Annotated in this window: 12 protein-coding genes; 9 read left to right on the top strand and 3 right to left on the bottom strand. The window is 50.8% G+C overall.

What is annotated here, in order from left to right:
* Nucleotides 1-68 precede the first annotated feature (68 nt).
* Nucleotides 69-1,343, bottom strand: coding sequence for a phosphoribosylamine--glycine ligase (gene purD, locus Q8K39_RS08095; protein WP_305259296.1), 1,275 nt, complete (start codon nucleotides 1,341-1,343; stop codon nucleotides 69-71).
* Nucleotide 1,344: 1 nt separating this feature from the next.
* Nucleotides 1,345-2,070 (bottom strand): YebC/PmpR family DNA-binding transcriptional regulator, encoded by a 726-nt coding sequence (locus tag Q8K39_RS08090; RefSeq protein WP_186955386.1) that lies wholly within the window; start codon nucleotides 2,068-2,070, stop codon nucleotides 1,345-1,347.
* 130 nt (nucleotides 2,071-2,200) lie between these two features.
* On the opposite strand from Q8K39_RS08090, the gene Q8K39_RS08085 reads away from it, so the two are divergent.
* The 5 genes from Q8K39_RS08085 to Q8K39_RS08065 all read left to right on the top strand — a co-directional run bounded on the left by Q8K39_RS08085 (nucleotide 2,201) and on the right by Q8K39_RS08065 (nucleotide 8,717).
* Nucleotides 2,201-3,766 (top strand): helicase HerA-like C-terminal domain-containing protein, encoded by a 1,566-nt coding sequence (locus tag Q8K39_RS08085; protein WP_305259292.1) that lies wholly within the window; start codon nucleotides 2,201-2,203, stop codon nucleotides 3,764-3,766.
* A 465-nt stretch (nucleotides 3,767-4,231) separates the two neighbouring features.
* A complete protein-coding gene (locus Q8K39_RS08080) occupies nucleotides 4,232-5,143 on the top strand; it encodes a DMT family transporter (protein WP_305259291.1) in 912 nt (303 codons plus the stop codon).
* Nucleotides 5,144-5,172: 29 nt separating this feature from the next.
* The gene (locus Q8K39_RS08075; RefSeq protein WP_305259289.1) at nucleotides 5,173-6,147 is read left to right on the top strand and encodes a quinone oxidoreductase; all 975 of its coding nucleotides are present in this window, start codon (nucleotides 5,173-5,175) and stop codon (nucleotides 6,145-6,147) included.
* 11 nt (nucleotides 6,148-6,158) lie between these two features.
* Nucleotides 6,159-6,305 carry a hypothetical protein gene (locus tag Q8K39_RS08070; protein ID WP_305259287.1) on the top strand — a complete coding sequence of 49 codons (147 nt, stop codon included), beginning with the start codon at nucleotides 6,159-6,161 and terminating at the stop codon, nucleotides 6,303-6,305.
* A gap of 171 nt (nucleotides 6,306-6,476) precedes the next feature.
* Complete coding sequence (locus Q8K39_RS08065; protein WP_305259285.1) at nucleotides 6,477-8,717, top strand: DUF1631 family protein; 2,241 nt, start codon at nucleotides 6,477-6,479, stop codon at nucleotides 8,715-8,717.
* 50 nt (nucleotides 8,718-8,767) lie between these two features.
* Here the strand turns inward: Q8K39_RS08065 and Q8K39_RS08060 are convergent, their stop codons facing one another.
* Complete coding sequence (locus tag Q8K39_RS08060) at nucleotides 8,768-9,403, bottom strand: DUF4136 domain-containing protein (protein ID WP_305259283.1); 636 nt, start codon at nucleotides 9,401-9,403, stop codon at nucleotides 8,768-8,770.
* Nucleotides 9,404-9,761: 358 nt separating this feature from the next.
* Here Q8K39_RS08060 and pepN point away from each other — a divergent pair, with 358 nt between their 5' ends.
* The 4 genes from pepN to ribA all read left to right on the top strand — a co-directional run bounded on the left by pepN (nucleotide 9,762) and on the right by ribA (nucleotide 16,583).
* Complete coding sequence (pepN, locus tag Q8K39_RS08055) at nucleotides 9,762-12,440, top strand: aminopeptidase N (RefSeq protein ID WP_305259281.1); 2,679 nt, start codon at nucleotides 9,762-9,764, stop codon at nucleotides 12,438-12,440.
* Between the two features lie 43 nt (nucleotides 12,441-12,483).
* Nucleotides 12,484-13,485, top strand: coding sequence for a class 1 fructose-bisphosphatase (locus tag Q8K39_RS08050; RefSeq protein ID WP_186955394.1), 1,002 nt, complete (start codon nucleotides 12,484-12,486; stop codon nucleotides 13,483-13,485).
* Between the two features lie 313 nt (nucleotides 13,486-13,798).
* Complete coding sequence (gene ilvD / locus Q8K39_RS08045; RefSeq protein WP_305259280.1) at nucleotides 13,799-15,676, top strand: dihydroxy-acid dehydratase; 1,878 nt, start codon at nucleotides 13,799-13,801, stop codon at nucleotides 15,674-15,676.
* 274 nt (nucleotides 15,677-15,950) lie between these two features.
* Nucleotides 15,951-16,583: a GTP cyclohydrolase II gene (gene ribA, locus Q8K39_RS08040; RefSeq protein ID WP_186955396.1), complete on the top strand. Its 633-nt coding sequence runs from the start codon at nucleotides 15,951-15,953 to the stop codon at nucleotides 16,581-16,583.
* Nucleotide 16,584 lies beyond the last annotated feature (1 nt).

The raw sequence follows: 16,584 nt of genomic DNA, 5'->3' as shown, positions 1-16,584 counted from the left end.
GGTTGAAACATGTCCAACCCACAGTAAAAGGCCGATTACACATATAGAATATGTGTCCTTGACTGGTGCTAATGCTTGCGATTCAGCGCACGCCAGCCGATGTCGCGGCGATATTGCATGCCGTCAAAATGGATTTTTTCCACTACGTCATAGGCATGTTTTTGCGCCAGCTTGACGGTGTCGCCCAGGCCAACCACGCATAACACACGGCCACCTGTCACGTTCAAGGTCTTTTCATTGAGTGATGTACCTGCATGGAAAGTCACCGTTTCCGCTGTTTCTGCCGGGATGCCAGTGATCTTGTCGCCCTTGCGCGGTGTGTCAGGGTAACCAGCGGCTGCCATGACAACACCCATGGCAGTACGCCTGTCCCATTCCAGTTCCACAGCATCAAGCGTGCCATTGACTGCGTGTTCAACCACGTGCAGCAAATCGGTCTTCAGACGCGCCATGATGGGCTGGGTTTCAGGATCGCCCATGCGGCAATTGAATTCCAGTGTTTTTGGGTTGCCCTGGTCGTCGATCATCAGGCCGGCATACAAAAAGCCGGTGAACACGATGCCATCCTTGGCCATGCCCTGTACGGTAGGCACGATGATTTCGCGCATGACGCGTGCATGCAGTTGTGGCGTCACGATAGGAGCAGGGGAGTAGGCACCCATGCCGCCGGTATTCGGGCCTTCATCATTATCAAGCAAACGCTTGTGATCCTGGCTGGTCGCCAGTGCCAGGATATTCTTGCCATCCACCATGACGATGAAACTGGCTTCTTCACCTGCCAAAAACTCTTCGATCACCACGCGGGCACCGGCATCACCGAGCTTATTGTCAGACAACATCATATCGACTGCTGCATGGGCTTCTTCAGCCGTCATGGCAACGACTACACCTTTGCCAGCCGCCAGGCCATCGGCCTTGATGACGATAGGCGCGCCTTTGGCATTGATATAGTCATGCGCAGGGGCAAGCTCAGAGAAGGTCTGGTATTCAGCCGTAGGAATAGCATGTCTGTGCATGAAAGCCTTGGCGAAATCCTTGGAGCTTTCCAGTTGAGCAGCTTCTTTGCTCGGACCAAAAATTTTCAGGCCACGGTCGCGAAAGATATTGACGATGCCAGCGGCCAGCGGTACTTCAGGGCCGACCACGGTAATGCCGATGTTTTCTTGTTCGGCAAAATCTGCCAGTGCTGCCGGGTCTGTGATGTTGATGTTTTTCAGACGACTATCTGCAGCCGTACCGCCATTGCCGGGGGCGACAAAAATAGTTTGTACACGTTCAGATTGCGCCAGTTTCCAGGCGAGTGCATGTTCACGGCCACCAGAGCCGACTACGAGTAATTTCATCTTAATCTTCTATGATGGCGTTGGTGAATACTTCTTGTACATCGTCGAGGTTTTCAAGTGCATCCAGCAATTTTTGCATCTTGATGCCTTCGTCGCCGGCAAACACGGTCTCAGTATTTGGTTTCATGACGACTTCTGCGACTTCTGCCTTGAATCCGGCTTTTTCCAGGCTGGCGCGCAGGTCCGACAGGCTGAATGGCGCGCAAATGACTTCTATGCCGCCTTCTTCATCGGTGACAACATCGTCGGCACCGGCTTCGAGTGCTGCTTCCATCAGGGCATCTTCATTCGTGCCTGGGGCAAAAAACATCTGGCCGCAATGCTGGAATAAAAAGGCTACCGAGCCTTCAGTACCCATATTGCCACCGTATTTACTGAATGCGTGGCGTACTTCAGCCACAGTACGCACGCGGTTATCGGTCATGCAGTCAACTACAATAGCGGCACCGCCTATGCCATAACCCTCATAACGTACTTCTTCGTAGTCTGCGCCTTCCAGTGTACCTGCACCGCGTTGTATCGCGCGCGTGACGTTTTCTTTTGGCATATTGGCGTCAGCCGCCTTGTCGACTGCCAGACGCAGGCGGGGATTGGAATCGACATCCTCACCACCCATGCGTGCTGCAACCGTGATCTCTTTGATCAGACGCGTCCATATCTTGCCGCGTTTGGCATCGGTTGCTGCTTTTTTATGCTTGATATTGGCCCATTTACTATGTCCTGCCATGATCGCTCTTTCCTGAATTGACAATAGCTCACCCTGAGGGCGGCAATTTTGCCTGGCTTGGTTTTATAATGAAGACCAGTATTTTACCATAGTGCCACCGACCGACTTCCCCAAATCACCCTCCAAAACTATGTCAAAACCTTTGTTGATCGCTAAAAACACCGAATTCGACTTGAATTTATTGTCTGACTGGGCCAATCGCCATGGTTGTATCACTGGTGCCACAGGTACCGGCAAGACCGTTACCCTGCAATCCCTGGCGCAGGCGTTTTCTGGAATTGGCGTGCCAGTCTTCATGGCAGACGTCAAAGGTGACCTGTCAGGCATGGCCAAAGCCGGTAGCGCGACCAGCAAGATGCAGCAAAGACTGCAGGCCCTGCAAGTCGATGAACCCAAATGGCAGGCTTGCCCGGTGACATTCTGGGACGTGTTTGGCAAGCAAGGCCACCCGGTACGCGCCACAGTGTCTGACCTTGGCCCTTTGCTACTGGGCCGTATGCTGAATCTGAATGACACTCAGGAAGGCGTTTTGCAACTGGCCTTCAAGATCGCCGATGACCATGGCCTGCTGCTTCTTGATACCAAGGATTTGCGCGCCATGCTGCAATACCTGGCCGAGAATGCGTCTGAATTTCAGACGCAATATGGCAATATCTCTGCCGCCAGTGTGGGGGCTATCCAGCGCTCATTGCTGACCATTTCAGAGCAGGGTGGCGAGCAATTCTTTGGTGAACCCATGCTGAACCTGGATGACATGATGCAGACTGACGGCGAGGGTCGTGGTTTTGTGAACATCCTGGCGGCGGATCAATTGCTGCAATCACCACGCTTGTATTCCACATTTCTGCTATGGATGCTGTCTGAGCTGTATGAACACTTGCCAGAAGTGGGCGATGTTGATCAGCCCAAGATGGTGTTCTTCTTTGATGAGGCCCATCTGCTGTTTGATGAGGCCCCCAAGGTCTTGCTGCAAAAGATAGAGCAAGTGGTGCGTTTGATACGCTCCAAGGGCGTGGGTGTGTATTTTGTCACACAAAACCCGCTGGATATTCCTGATACCGTGCTGGGGCAACTCGGCAACCGTGTTCAGCATGCCCTGCGGGCCTATACACCCAGGGATCAAAAAGCAGTGCAGGCTGCGGCTGAAACTTTCCGTCCCAATCCCAAGCTGGATACGGCGGCAGTGATTGCCGAGCTGGGTGTCGGTGAAGCATTGATTTCCTTCCTGGATGATAAAGGCAGGCCAAGCGTTGTGCAACGCGCGCTGATTGTTCCACCAGCATCGCAGATAGGGGCGATCACGGCAGATGAGCGCCAGCAAGTAATGCAAGCATCCATCGTCGCTGGTGTATATGAAAAACATATAGACCGTGAATCTGCCTATGAAAAACTGACGGGCCGGGTGGTGGCAAGTGCTGCTACGTCTGATAAAGATGCTGGTAACAGGGAAGTGCCAACAACAGCCACTCCGCCCGCCAGTTCCGGGCGACCGACGCAGCCTGCGCAACAGCAAGAAGATGGCGGCGGAATTGGCGATACATTTAAGAGTGTCTTTGCAAACCTGCTCGGCGGCGGTGGTTTGCGACGCAAAGATAATGTGGTCGAAACCATGATCAAATCAACGGTCAGGACCATGGGTTCTCAGGTAGGACGCGAAATCATTCGCGGGGTATTGGGCTCCATCCTGAAGAAGTAAGTGCGTTCGCGCACAAATGCATCAGCTTGGTACCTCAAGAGATAAGTAGAGTTTATCTGCTCTGCTGATCGACAGCTTTATGCCTGATCCTCGTTGCTGCTATTCGCCAGACGCCTGAAGATGCTGTTTAGAGAGCTATCGCTTTGCTTTGGTGACACTTTTTTTGTCTGTCTTTGTGGTATTTCCGTTAATGCACGTGTCGGGCGGAGTACCGGTTGATCTGCGTATTGTGAGCGTGGTGTATACATCTGGCTTTCTCCTGCGATGTGGTTCATGACAGGAAGTGTAATCAAAATTAAATTAGTTAATAGTTAGACAAAGTCAAATTTGGCAACTGAATGTTAATTTTGGTGTGAAAGATTGTTAGTTCTTTTCCATGTGGGAATAAATTGCTTTCCGCTGAGCAAGTTATATGTGAAATTACCTGTTTGGGCTGTGTAACAGTCTGAACCCTTTTTGAGATCTATGCATACCGATCAATCGAAATTACTCGCTCGTCGTCATTATCTGACTGGCCTCGCCATTGCCTTGATTGGTGCCATTCTGTTTTCTACCAAGGCTATCGTTGCCAAACTGATTTATCGTTACAACGTCGATGCAGTAACACTGATCTGTTTTCGCATGGCATTTTCCCTGCCTATTTTTACTGCAATTGCTTTCTGGCAAATGCACAAGTCTGGTAGCCTGAGCAATGCGGACCGTTGGCGCCTGGTAGCTTTAGGGCTGGTTGGGTATTATCTGTCCTCTTTCCTGGATTTTTTAGGTTTGCAATATATCAGTGCCGGTCTGGAGCGTCTGATCTTGTTCCTGACGCCGTCCTTTGTCTTGCTGATATCCGCCTTCTTTTTAAAACGCTCCGTCAGCAGGCTGGAATGGGCAGCTTTGTTGGTTTCTTACCTTGGCATAGTCCTGGTATTTTTTCATGATCTTAAGCTGGGCGGCGATTATGTCTTGCTCGGCTCCGCTCTGGTCCTGGGAGCGGCAATTTCTTACGCCATCTACCTCATACAATCGGGTCAACTCGTACAAAGACTGGGTTCTCTGCGGCTGGTATCGTATGCAATGTGTGTTTCCAGTGCTGCCTGCATAGGTCAATTCTTTATTTTGCGTCCAGCCAGCATGCTGGTGCAGCCGCTTGCTGTATATTCATTGTCTATAGTGAATGCCATCATGTGTACGGTATTGCCTGTGTTCTTGACCATGATTGCGGTAAAGCGCATAGGTGCGGCTACCGCATCGCAGGCTGGCATGATAGGCCCGGTATCAACCTTGTTTTTGGGTGCCTATTTCCTCGGTGAACCCATTACTGTCTGGCAAATGGCAGGGACGGTCTTGGTCATGGGCGGCATGTATTTGTTGTCCGTAAAAAAGACTTGAAGTTAGCGACACTCATTCAGGAGAGATAAATGGTCAAGGCAATTCGCATGCAGCAGACGGGCGGTCCGGAAGTCATGGAATATGTTGATGTGGAGTTGGGAGCACCTGGCCCCGGTGAAGTTCTTGTACGCCAGAAAGCTTGTGGTCTGAATTTTATCGATGTGTATTTTCGTACTGGCTTATATCCGCAAGCCTTGCCGGGAGGTTTGGGCATGGAAGGTGCAGGCATTGTCGAGACAGTCGGGGCAGACGTCAAGTACGTACAGGTAGGGGATAGAGTCGCTTATGCGGGCAGGCCAACTGGTGCCTATGCTGAAGCTCGTATCATGCCTGCCGACAATCTGGTGCGCCTGCCTGACAGCATCAGTTTTGAAACCGCAGCCGCCATGATGTTGCAGGGATTAACGGTGCAATACCTGTTTCACCGCACCTTGCCCTTGCAAGGCGGTGAAACCATACTATTCCATGCCGCCGCTGGCGGTGTAGGCCTGATTGCCTGCCAATGGGCGCGCGCCATAGGTGTCACTATGATAGGCACGGTAGGTTCTGACGAGAAGGGTGAACTGGCCAAAGCCCATGGCTGCGCCCATGTCATCAACTACAACACGGAAAATTTTGTTCAGCGCGTTCGTGAAATTACGGATGGAAAAGGGGTGCCAGTCGTTTATGATTCGATCGGCAAAGACACTTTCATATCATCGCTGGATTGCTTGGCACCTTTAGGCATGATGGTCAGCTTTGGCAATGCCTCTGGCCCTGTGCCGGCATTTAGCCTGGCTGAACTCGCTTCTCGTGGTTCTTTGTTTATCACACGTCCCAGTTTGATGAGTTATACAGCCAGGCGTGATGATCTGGAGCAAATGGCCGCCCACTTATTTTCCATGGTAGAGAGTGGAAAAGTTAAAATAGATATACGCCAGCGCTATCCCCTGAGTGAGGTAGACCAAGCGCACCGTGAGCTGGAAGCCCGTAAAACCACGGGTTCCAGTATATTGATTCCGTGAAGTAAGAAAATATGACGCAAGAAACACCACCATTGAAAACACCTGCAGAGAAAGACGATGGCAGCCCCAAATTTGGACGTCTGCTGCTGGTACTTATTTTTGCAGTCATGCTGATTGTTGTTATTACGCTTGGTTCCGAGGCTTACTATACTAATTAAGGGCGCTTGAGTACCGGACGCAGCTATTTTGCCGCTTTGTTGTTTTACTGCACTGTTCGTGCCGTCGCCCGCATTGCGCAAGCCTTTCAGGCTTGGCAAAATGCTAGCTTTTGAAGCACAAACAGTGCACCCCAAGTTTTATTGATAACCTGACTATAATAAAAAAGAGCGATGGATACCATTCCACTAAATACTGCCAAGACCAGTGAGTTTTCCAGCTCTAGCCGTTTGCTCATTTTGCAAAGTCTGGTGCCTATCGCCACAAATCTGGTGTCTTCACAAATTGAGGCATTTACAGGGCGTCTGACAGAGGCCTTGTTCAAGCTGTCTGACCAGACCGTCAGACCAGAAGAGGTGGCCGCCAGTTTTGCTGCTTATCAGCAATTAAAACGCAATGGCACGACCTTTTATCGCCTGGTTGCCGGACAGGTCAATGCTGCTCTAGCTAAAGAAGTCAGCGTCGTCAATACCCGCAAACGTGCCAGGACCGACGAAGGCAAGCAGGATTTTTCACTGGTCAGTTTTGAAGAGATGGAAAGCAAGGTGCTCAGTCGTAATCTGAGTCAATCGCTGGAAGTCAATAATGCAGAGCAACTGGTGGCACTGAATGTACGTATAGGCCATGTATTGCGCCGTACCCCAATCAGCGTTTCGCAGAATCCTTTTCGCCCGGAATTATTTGTTAGAGCCGTCCATCAAGCCTGGATGGAACTTGAGCCCAATCCTGAAACCCATTACCTGATATTGCGCCTGTTGCAACCAGAATTGTTCCTGCAACTAGGCGCTATTTACCGGGAATTGAATCTGGCCCTGGTTGAGCGCGGTATCTTGCCCGACCTTAACGATGGTTACCGTAACAAGCAGAAAAAGAACATGATGTCTGGCTCTGACGATATTAGCGATCGCGATCCTTATCTGGAAAACAAGCTGCGTAATATTTTTTCCGGTAATGCGCCGGCGGGCACGTTTGGCAATACGGTTACCGGGGGCGGCGGTGGAGGTGGCACGACCATGGATGGTGGCGGCATGCCTTTCACTGGTGGACAGGATGTCGGTGGTGGTTCTGGCGGTCCTCACTCCGGCGGTGGCAGTGGCGGAGGTGGCGGCAGCGGCAGTAATGCGCCGGACATGGTCACGATAGACAGGCAATTTTTTGATTACCTGACTAGTGTGCAAAGAGATTTCACCGCCAATCCCATGCCCATGGATACGGCACATTTGCGGCAATTATCGCAGCAGCCCAATGCTGGTGGCCTGACACATATAGATCAAAGCACCATAGAATTGCTGGCGCGTATCTTTGATTATGTCTTCAACGATAAAAGTATACCGGCAGATATCAAAAACCTCATTAGCCAGTTACAGATTCCCACGTTGAAAGTAGCTTTGCTGGACAAGGATTTCTTTTTCAAGGAAAGTCATCCGGCGCGGGTATTGATTGATACCCTTGCAAAATCCAGCGTCTTGCTCAATAGCGATAGCTCTGCAGAAGACCCTCTCTATCAAATGATAGAAGGCATCGTTGAAAGGGTGCAGCAAGACTTTGACCAGCAAATAGAACTGTTCTCTGACGTTGTTGCTGATCTGGAAGCCTTCCTCAAGGAAGAAGAGCAGCAAACAGAAGTCGCCATTAGTGAGCCTGTTGCTGTCGCACTGAAGCAAGAGAAAATGCGCCTGGCGCGCGAATTTGCAGAAAATGATGTCGCCATCCGGGTAGAAACCGGTGAAGTGGCCGGTTTCCTGGAAACTTTCCTCAAGGAGCAATGGATCAGGATCTTGACGATTTCTCATAACGTCAAGGAAGAAAAGCCCAACGCCCTGGAAAATGCGCTGCGGACGATGGATGACCTGATCTGGAGCCTCAAACCCAAGAATAGTGCAGAAGAGCGCAAGGAGCTGGTCAGTAAACTGCCCGCCATGCTGTCTTTGCTGAATGCCTGGCTGAATGCGATCAAATGGGATGAGCCTGAACGCGTCATTTTCTTTTCCAAACTGGCTGAGCGCCATGCCGCCATTGCCCGCGCACCACTGGAGTTTTCACCACGCCGTCAGTTGGAGATTGCCGTCAATATTGCCCAGCGTGCAAGCGAAAAACGCCTGAACCGTCATGTGCAAGACCAGATTGAGCAACCGGTAGATGAATGGGCTCGCATCATAGAAACCATGGAACGTGGCATCTGGGTCGATTTCACCAAGAGGTCCAGTGGCGTCACTACCCGTTTCAAACTGGCCTGGGTCAGCCCCAAGCGTACCCGCTATATCTTCACCAATCGCCAGGGGCATGATGCCTTTTCTGTATCCAGCGACGAATTGATTGCCCAGTTCCGCGAGGGCAGGGCGATACAGATAGTTGCAGAATCCGTGGTTGACCGCGCACTGGTAGAGGCGTTGCGCGATCCTCCGGCGGCATAAGTCACCTCACCCAAGTTGGCAGGTTCATGACCTGACGGCTTGGGGATGGCCTAATTGTTCACGGTAAATTCGACCTTGCTGGTACTGCCATTCTTGCCCGGAAAGTCTTTCAGGGCACTGTCCATCAGGTAAGGGATGTACAGCGAAATCTCTGGATTGAATTGTTCAGAACTTGCCTTGATATCAGCCAGTTTTTTATTCCCGTTCAATTCAGTAATGCGGATTTGCAACTGGTGCAAATAAGTGCTGCGCATGCTGATGTCTGACCAGCCTCTGGGGTAAGCTGGCAGCCCCCAAAACGGTGAATAGTACATAGGATGACGTCGATAAATACCGCGATTGAAATGCAGGCCCCAATAAGGGTCATAGATGCCAGGTTGCCAGAATGGTGAATACTGGATTTCCCTCAAGGTCGTTGCATACTGCACTTCAACTTTCAATACTGGTGTTGCGCCTGGCATTACTTCCTTGAATCCCAGGTTTTGCAAACGGCTGCGCAGCATGTCTTCATATAATTTGTGCTCGGGATTATTCTCCTGACCCGGAGCACGCTCAAAAATAAAGGATTTATCCTGAGTGGCGCCCGGCCATTCATGGAATGCGCTGACCTGACTGCTGAATGTCGTTGCGCAACCGCTCAATAGCAGGCTGCACGCCAAAGTAAAAAAGATCATTAGTTTTTTCATGTTCAACCCCTTGATGCCTAACTTGGTGATACGTATATCATATGCCTGATTGCGTAGTATTGTTGCTTCTACTGTAACGTGTTGTAACGATCTTGTGTTTGTCTGTGTGTCTGTATCTGCAGCAGATGAATTGCCGAATTCAGAAGTGGCCTGCTACAGGCTAAAGAAATTCTTTGGTTTGCTTAGCTTAGTCAGGATTTGTGAGCATAAATTCCACAATTTCACCAAACTTTCTGCGCTAATTGGAGTCTATTCAGGCTACTTTTATACCTGTAATGGCTCAGCTTGGTAAAATGGCGGTCTTTGCAGGGTTCATAAGACTTTGTCATTCAACTTACTTTCGCGAGATATTCCATCCATGCGTAACGATACTGCCAGCAAGCCAGAAACAATTTTCCGTAAAGACTATATAGCCCCAGGGTTTTGGGTGGACACTGTAGAAATGGGTTTCGACCTTGATCTAAGTGCCACCCATGTAGCAACCCGCATGACTATGCGCCGCAATCATGATAGCAGCGAAAAAGACTTGGTCTTGTTTGGTGAATCCCTGAAATTGCTACAACTGCGCATGAATGGCGTGAACTTGAAGAAGTCTGCCTACAAGATAGAAGGAGAGACCCTGCGCATTGCCAATGCTCCGGACGAAGTAACACTGGAAATTGAAACACGGATCAATCCACTCAAAAATACGTCCTTGTCAGGTCTGTATGCGTCCAACGGCAATTTCATTACCCAATGCGAGGCAGAGGGCTTTCGCAAGATCACCTGGTTCCCGGATCGCCCTGATGTCATGGCGAAATATACCGTCATGCTGCGTGCCGACAAGAAAAAATTTCCTGTTCTGCTCAGCAATGGCAACCTGATAGAAGAGGGTGATCTCGGTGATGGTCGCCACTTTGCCAAATGGGAAGACCCGTTCAAAAAGCCGTCCTACCTGTTCGCCCTGGTTGCTGGCAAACTGGTATGCCAGGAAGAAAATTACAAACTCAAATCTGGTCGCGAAGTCTTGCTGCAAGTTTGGGTGGAAGATGGCAATCTGGATAAAACCCAGCATGCCATGGATTCCTTGAAGAACAGTATACGCTGGGATGAAGAACGCTTCGGCTTGGAGCTCGATCTCGACCGCTTCATGATCGTTGCCACTGGCGACTTCAATATGGGCGCGATGGAAAACAAGGGTTTGAATATTTTCAATACCAAGTACGTGCTGGCTAATCCAAGCATCGCTACTGACGTTGATTATGCAGGCATAGAATCTGTCGTAGGCCATGAATACTTCCATAACTGGACAGGTAACCGCGTCACTTGCCGCGACTGGTTCCAGTTGTCCTTGAAAGAGGGTCTGACTGTTTTCCGTGACCAGGAATTTTCTGCCGACCTGGTTGGTACAGCCACAGGCCGCGCTGTCAAGCGCATAGAAGATGTACGTCTGCTGCGCCAGGTACAGTTCTCTGAAGATGCAGGCCCTATGGCTCATCCTGTACGCCCTGATTCTTTTGTAGAAATCAATAACTTCTACACCGTCACGATTTACGAAAAAGGTTCAGAAGTCGTACGCATGTATTACACCTTGCTGGGCCATGACGGCTTCCGCAAAGGTATGGATTTGTATTTCGAACGTCATGATGGCCAGGCTGTTGAATGCGATGACTTCCGCGCTGCCATGGCAGATTCCAGTGGACGTGACCTGACACAGTTTGAGCGCTGGTATAGCCAGGCTGGTACACCACGTGTGAAGGTGGAAGCGACTTATGATGCCGAAGCACAGACTTATTCCATCACACTGAGCCAGTCTTGCCCGGCTACACCAGGTCAGACAGAAAAACTGCCTTTCCACATCCCGGTTGCCATGGGCTTGCTGGGTGCAGATGGCAAAGATATTCCTTTGCATAGCGCCGCGTATGAAGCACAGGCTGGTGCGACCAGCCTGGTGCTGGAACTGACAGAAGCCAGTCAGACTTTTGTCTTTACTGGTGTTTCCAGTAAACCAGTACCGTCCCTGTTGCGTAATTTCTCTGCACCAGTCGTGCTGGAGATAGATTACAGCGATGAAGAACTGGGCCTCTTGCTGGCGAATGACAGCGACCCGTTTAACCGTTGGGAAGCTGGCCAGCGCCTGGCCACCCGCCGCCTGGTCAAACTCACGACGGCTGTGCAGCAAGGTGAAGAACTGAGCCTGGACGGAATGTTCATCGACGCTCTGCGCGCTACCCTGAATGACGCCAGCCTTGACCCGGCTTTCCGTGAACTGGTGCTGACTCTGCCTTCTGAAGCCATGATCGCTGAAGAATTCAAGGTCGTTGATCCGCAAGCTATCCATACAGCACGTCAGTTTGCCCGCGCCACCATCACAGAGCATCTGCGCGCCGATTTGTTGAGTGCTTACGAAGGCCACCTGACACCAGGAAAATACAGCCCGGATGCACAATCGATGGCAAAACGTGGTTTGAAAAACCTGGCACTGTCTTATCTGCTCGAATGGTCGGATGAATCCACTTTCGAGCTGGCGAAAACCCAGTTTGACGATGCAGAAAATATGACTGATCGCCTGGCAGCGCTGACAGCCCTGACCAATTTCAGTGGGACCGACAAGCAAGCCAAATCGGCAGCCAAGTCCTTGAAAGCTTTCTATAAAGATTTCAAGAAAGAAGCGCTGGTCATCGACAAATGGTTTATGTTGCAGGCAACTGCACGTACCACTGATGTCGCTAAGATACGTGATCTGATGGAGCACCCAGCCTTCACTTTGAATAATCCCAACCGTGCGCGCAGTTTGACATTTGCTTTCTGTAATGCCAATCCGTCTCGCTTCCATGCCGTTGATGGCAGTGGTTATGCATTGTGGGCAGAACTGGTGATTGCTCTGAACAAGCTTAACCCACAAGTTGCAGCACGTCTGGCGCGCAGCATGGACCGCTGGAAAAAATATCCTGAAAGCCTGCAAGTACACATGAAGGCAGCTTTGCAAAAAGTGGCTGATACCAAGAAGCTGTCGAAAGATGTGCTGGAAGTGGTCAGCAAAGCTTTGGCCTCCTGAACTAACAATTGGCAAGAATTAATAAAGAAATCGAGAGATCAACATGAAACGTGTAAGCCTGACCCAGTATCTGGTCGAAGAGCAGCGCCTGAATAATTCGATACCGGCAGAACTACGCCTGCTGATCGAAGTCGTCGCACGTGCGTGCAAGACCATCAGCCATGCAGTAGGCAAGGGTGCATTAGGTGAAGTGCTGGGCACAGCCGGTAGCGAAAACATCCAGGGCGAAGTGCAAAAGAAACTCGACATCCTGTCGAATGAAATCCTGCTTGAAGCCAATGAATGGGGCGGCCATCTGGCAGCCATGGCATCGGAAGAAATGGAAAGCATCCATCCGATACCTAATCGCTACCCGCAGGGTGAATACATGCTCTTGTTTGATCCACTCGATGGTTCCAGCAATATCGACGTGAATGTTTCCATCGGTACCATCTTCTCGGTATTGAAAGCACCAGATGGCATGGGCAAACCAACCGAGCAAGACTTCCTGCAGCCCGGCAGCAAGCAGGTCGCCGCTGGTTATGCGGTGTATGGCCCGCAAACAGTATTGGTGCTGACGACAGGCAACGGCGTCAATTGCTTTACTCTTGACCGCGAAATGGGTTCCTGGGTACTGACACAACGCAATATGCAAATCCCGACAGACACCAAAGAGTTCGCCATCAACGCATCGAATACCCGTCACTGGCATCCACCAGTCACGCGCTATGTCGATGAAATGCTGGCAGGCAGTACTGGCCCACGTGGCAAGGAATTCAACATGCGCTGGATCGCCTCCATGGTCGCTGACGTCCACCGCATCCTGAACCGTGGCGGCATCTTCATGTACCCGGCTGACAAGCGCGAACCAGATAAGGCAGGCAAGCTACGCCTGATGTACGAAGCCAATCCCATGTCCTTCATCGTAGAACAGGCTGGCGGCGCGTCGACTGATGGCAAGCAACGTATGCTGGATATCCAGCCAGAAAAACTGCACCAGCGTGTAGCGGTGTTCCTGGGTTCTAAAAATGAAGTGGAAAGAGTGACGCAATACCATCAGGAATGATGGAGTCATGATCCTTAAAAACGCGAAGCGTGAGCTTCGCGTTTTTTATGCGTGTTCGTGTTTTGAGTAAAGACCTTTCACCACAGAGACACTGAGACACAGAGAAAGACAAGAGAAAACCTAAATACTTAAAGGGGTTTTGGTTTTCTCTGTGCGCCTCTGTGTCTCCGTGCCTCTGTGGTGAGCTTTTCGGTCTTGAATTTAATTAATACTTGTTTCGACCTAATTGTTAATAAATTCAATATTTGACATATGGTAGCCTCAAGCGCATGCTGATATAACATTTTCATTTATCGCCAGCCTGGAGTCAGACATGCCCGTATACCGTTCCCGTACCACAACCCACGGCCGAAATATGGCCGGTGCCCGCGCGCTGTGGCGTGCGACTGGCATGAAAGATGGTGATTTCGATAAGCCTATCGTCGCCGTCGTCAATTCCTTTACTCAGTTTGTGCCAGGTCACGTGCATCTGAAAGACCTGGGCCAGATGGTGGCGCGTGAGATAGAAGCGGCTGGCGGCGTAGCAAAAGAATTCAATACGATAGCCGTGGATGATGGTATCGCCATGGGTCATGGCGGCATGTTGTATTCCCTGCCTTCACGCGAACTGATTGCTGATTCGGTCGAGTACATGGTGAATGCCCACTGCGCTGATGCCATGGTCTGTATCTCCAACTGCGACAAGATCACCCCTGGTATGTTGATGGCGGCCATGCGTTTGAATATCCCTGTCGTGTTTGTCTCTGGCGGCCCGATGGAAGCGGGCAAGGTGCTGGAGACTTTGCATCCCAAGCAGACTGGCGAACAAAGGATCATGAAGATTGATCTGGTCGATGCCATGATCAAGGCCGGTGATAGCAATGTGTCGGATGAAGAGATTGGCCGTATAGAACGTTCTGCCTGTCCTACTTGTGGTTCATGTTCTGGCATGTTCACAGCAAACTCAATGAACTGCCTGACCGAAGCACTGGGCCTGTCTTTGCCGGGCAATGGCACGATTTTGGCGACGCATGCAGACCGCAAGGAATTATTCCTGCGCGCTGGTCGTTTGGTTGTTGAGTTGGCAAAGCGCCATTATGAGCAAGATGATTATTCCATCCTGCCGCGCTCAATCGCCAACAAGGCGACCTTTGAAAATGCCATGGCGCTGGATGTGTCCATGGGTGGTTCTACCAATACCGTATTGCATTTGCTGGCAGCAGCGCATGAAGCGGGCGTAGATTTCAAGATGGCAGATATTGACCGCATCTCTCGCAAAGTTCCCTGCCTGTGCAAGGTCGCACCGATGACCGATAAATATCATATCGAAGACGTACATCGTGCTGGCGGCATCATCTCCATCCTGGGTGAACTGGCACGTGCCGGTTTGCTGGATACCACACGCCCCACCGTGCATAGCCCGACCATGGCAGACGCCATTGCGCAAAACGATATCGCTGTGACTGATAATGCAGTGGTACACAAACTGTTCAGTGCTGCCCCTGGCGGTGTGCCTACGCAGACTGCATTCTCACAAGACAAGCGCTTTGACAGTCTTGATATTGACCGCGAAGCTGGCTGCATACGCGACAAGGCGCATGCCTATTCGCAGGATGGCGGCCTGGCGGTCTTGTATGGCAACCTGGCAGAAAAAGGCTGTATCGTCAAAACTGCGGGCGTTGATGAAAGCATTTTGAAATTCACTGGCAAAGCGCGTGTGTTTGAAAGCCAGGACTCTGCTGTAGAAGCCATACTTGGTGACACCGTGCATGAAGGCGATGTCGTCATCATCCGGTATGAAGGTCCCAAAGGTGGTCCCGGCATGCAGGAAATGCTGTATCCAACTTCGTATATCAAATCCAAGGGCCTGGGGAAAGCTTGCGCGCTATTCACTGATGGTCGTTTCTCTGGCGGTTCTTCCGGGCTGGTGATAGGCCATGCCTCGCCAGAAGCAGCAGAGGGAGGAGCTATTGGCTTGGTGGAAGAGGGGGACATCATAGAAATCGATATTCCTGCTCGTACGATCAATCTCAAAGTCAGCGATAGCGATCTGATGCAGCGTCGTGCGGCAATGGAAGCGCGCGGTCCACAAGCCTGGCAGCCGGTAGATCGTGAACGCTATGTCTCACAAGCCTTGCAGGCTTATGCTGCTTTGGCAACTTCGGCTGATCGCGGCGCGGTGCGGGATATTACACAGTTGCAGCGTAAATAATGCTTTAAGGTGAGCAGTTTGCCTGCTTGTCAAGCTCAAAGGGCATCCTGGTTTGTACCGGTGCCCTTTTTTATTGGAGTAACCCTCTACTCTGTTCGCTACTTGCTTTTCGGTATGCCGACCTTATATAGCTTTGATAAAGAATAAAACGATCGTTCACTGTAACAGGTGGGAAATGCGCGCCTCGTTTATACTCTAGTCTGGGCCGACAATTGTTATTGTCATTTGGCCATGATCATAAGTTTTATCCAGAATAAGAATCCGCGAGAACTGTATGTCTAGCAATGACCAGCCTGTCAACTCAAGCGAACAGGCTTTGGAATATGTTGATTCCTGTAACCTGCCCACAAGTTGGGCAACCTTCCGTATGCATGCCTTTGTAGAAACGGCAACAGGCAAAGAGCATATCGCCCTGACTCTTGGTGATGTGGCTGATGGCCAACCCGTGCTTGCGCGCATACACTCAGAATGCCTGACCGGTGACGCCTTGTTTAGCAAGCGCTGTGACTGCGGCCCGCAACTTGAACTGGCCTTGCAAAAAATCTCCCAGGAAGGGCGCGGTGCTTTACTTTATTTGCGCCAGGAGGGACGTGGCATAGGTTTGCTCAACAAGGTGCGTGCCTATCATCTGCAAGACGAAGGTGCAGACACAGTAGAAGCAAACCAAAAGCTTGGCTTCGCTGCCGACCTGCGCGACTATAGTCTGTGTGATCCTATGCTCAAGCATCTTGGGATAGAATCTGTGCGCCTGATGACCAATAACCCACGCAAGATTTCAGCGATGGAAGGCATGAATGTCAGAGTGCAGGAGCACGTACCCTTGATCGTCAAACGCAATCCCTATAATGAGCGCTACCTGAGTACCAAGGCGACCAAGCTCGGGCATTTGATACAGCCAGATTTGTAGA

This window comes from Undibacterium sp., from assembly GCF_030683615.1.
GTDB lineage: Bacteria > Pseudomonadota > Gammaproteobacteria > Burkholderiales > Burkholderiaceae_D > Undibacterium > Undibacterium umbellatum.
Note: the sequence above shows the minus strand (reverse complement) of the source record. Positions and strands in the feature narration are given on the sequence as shown.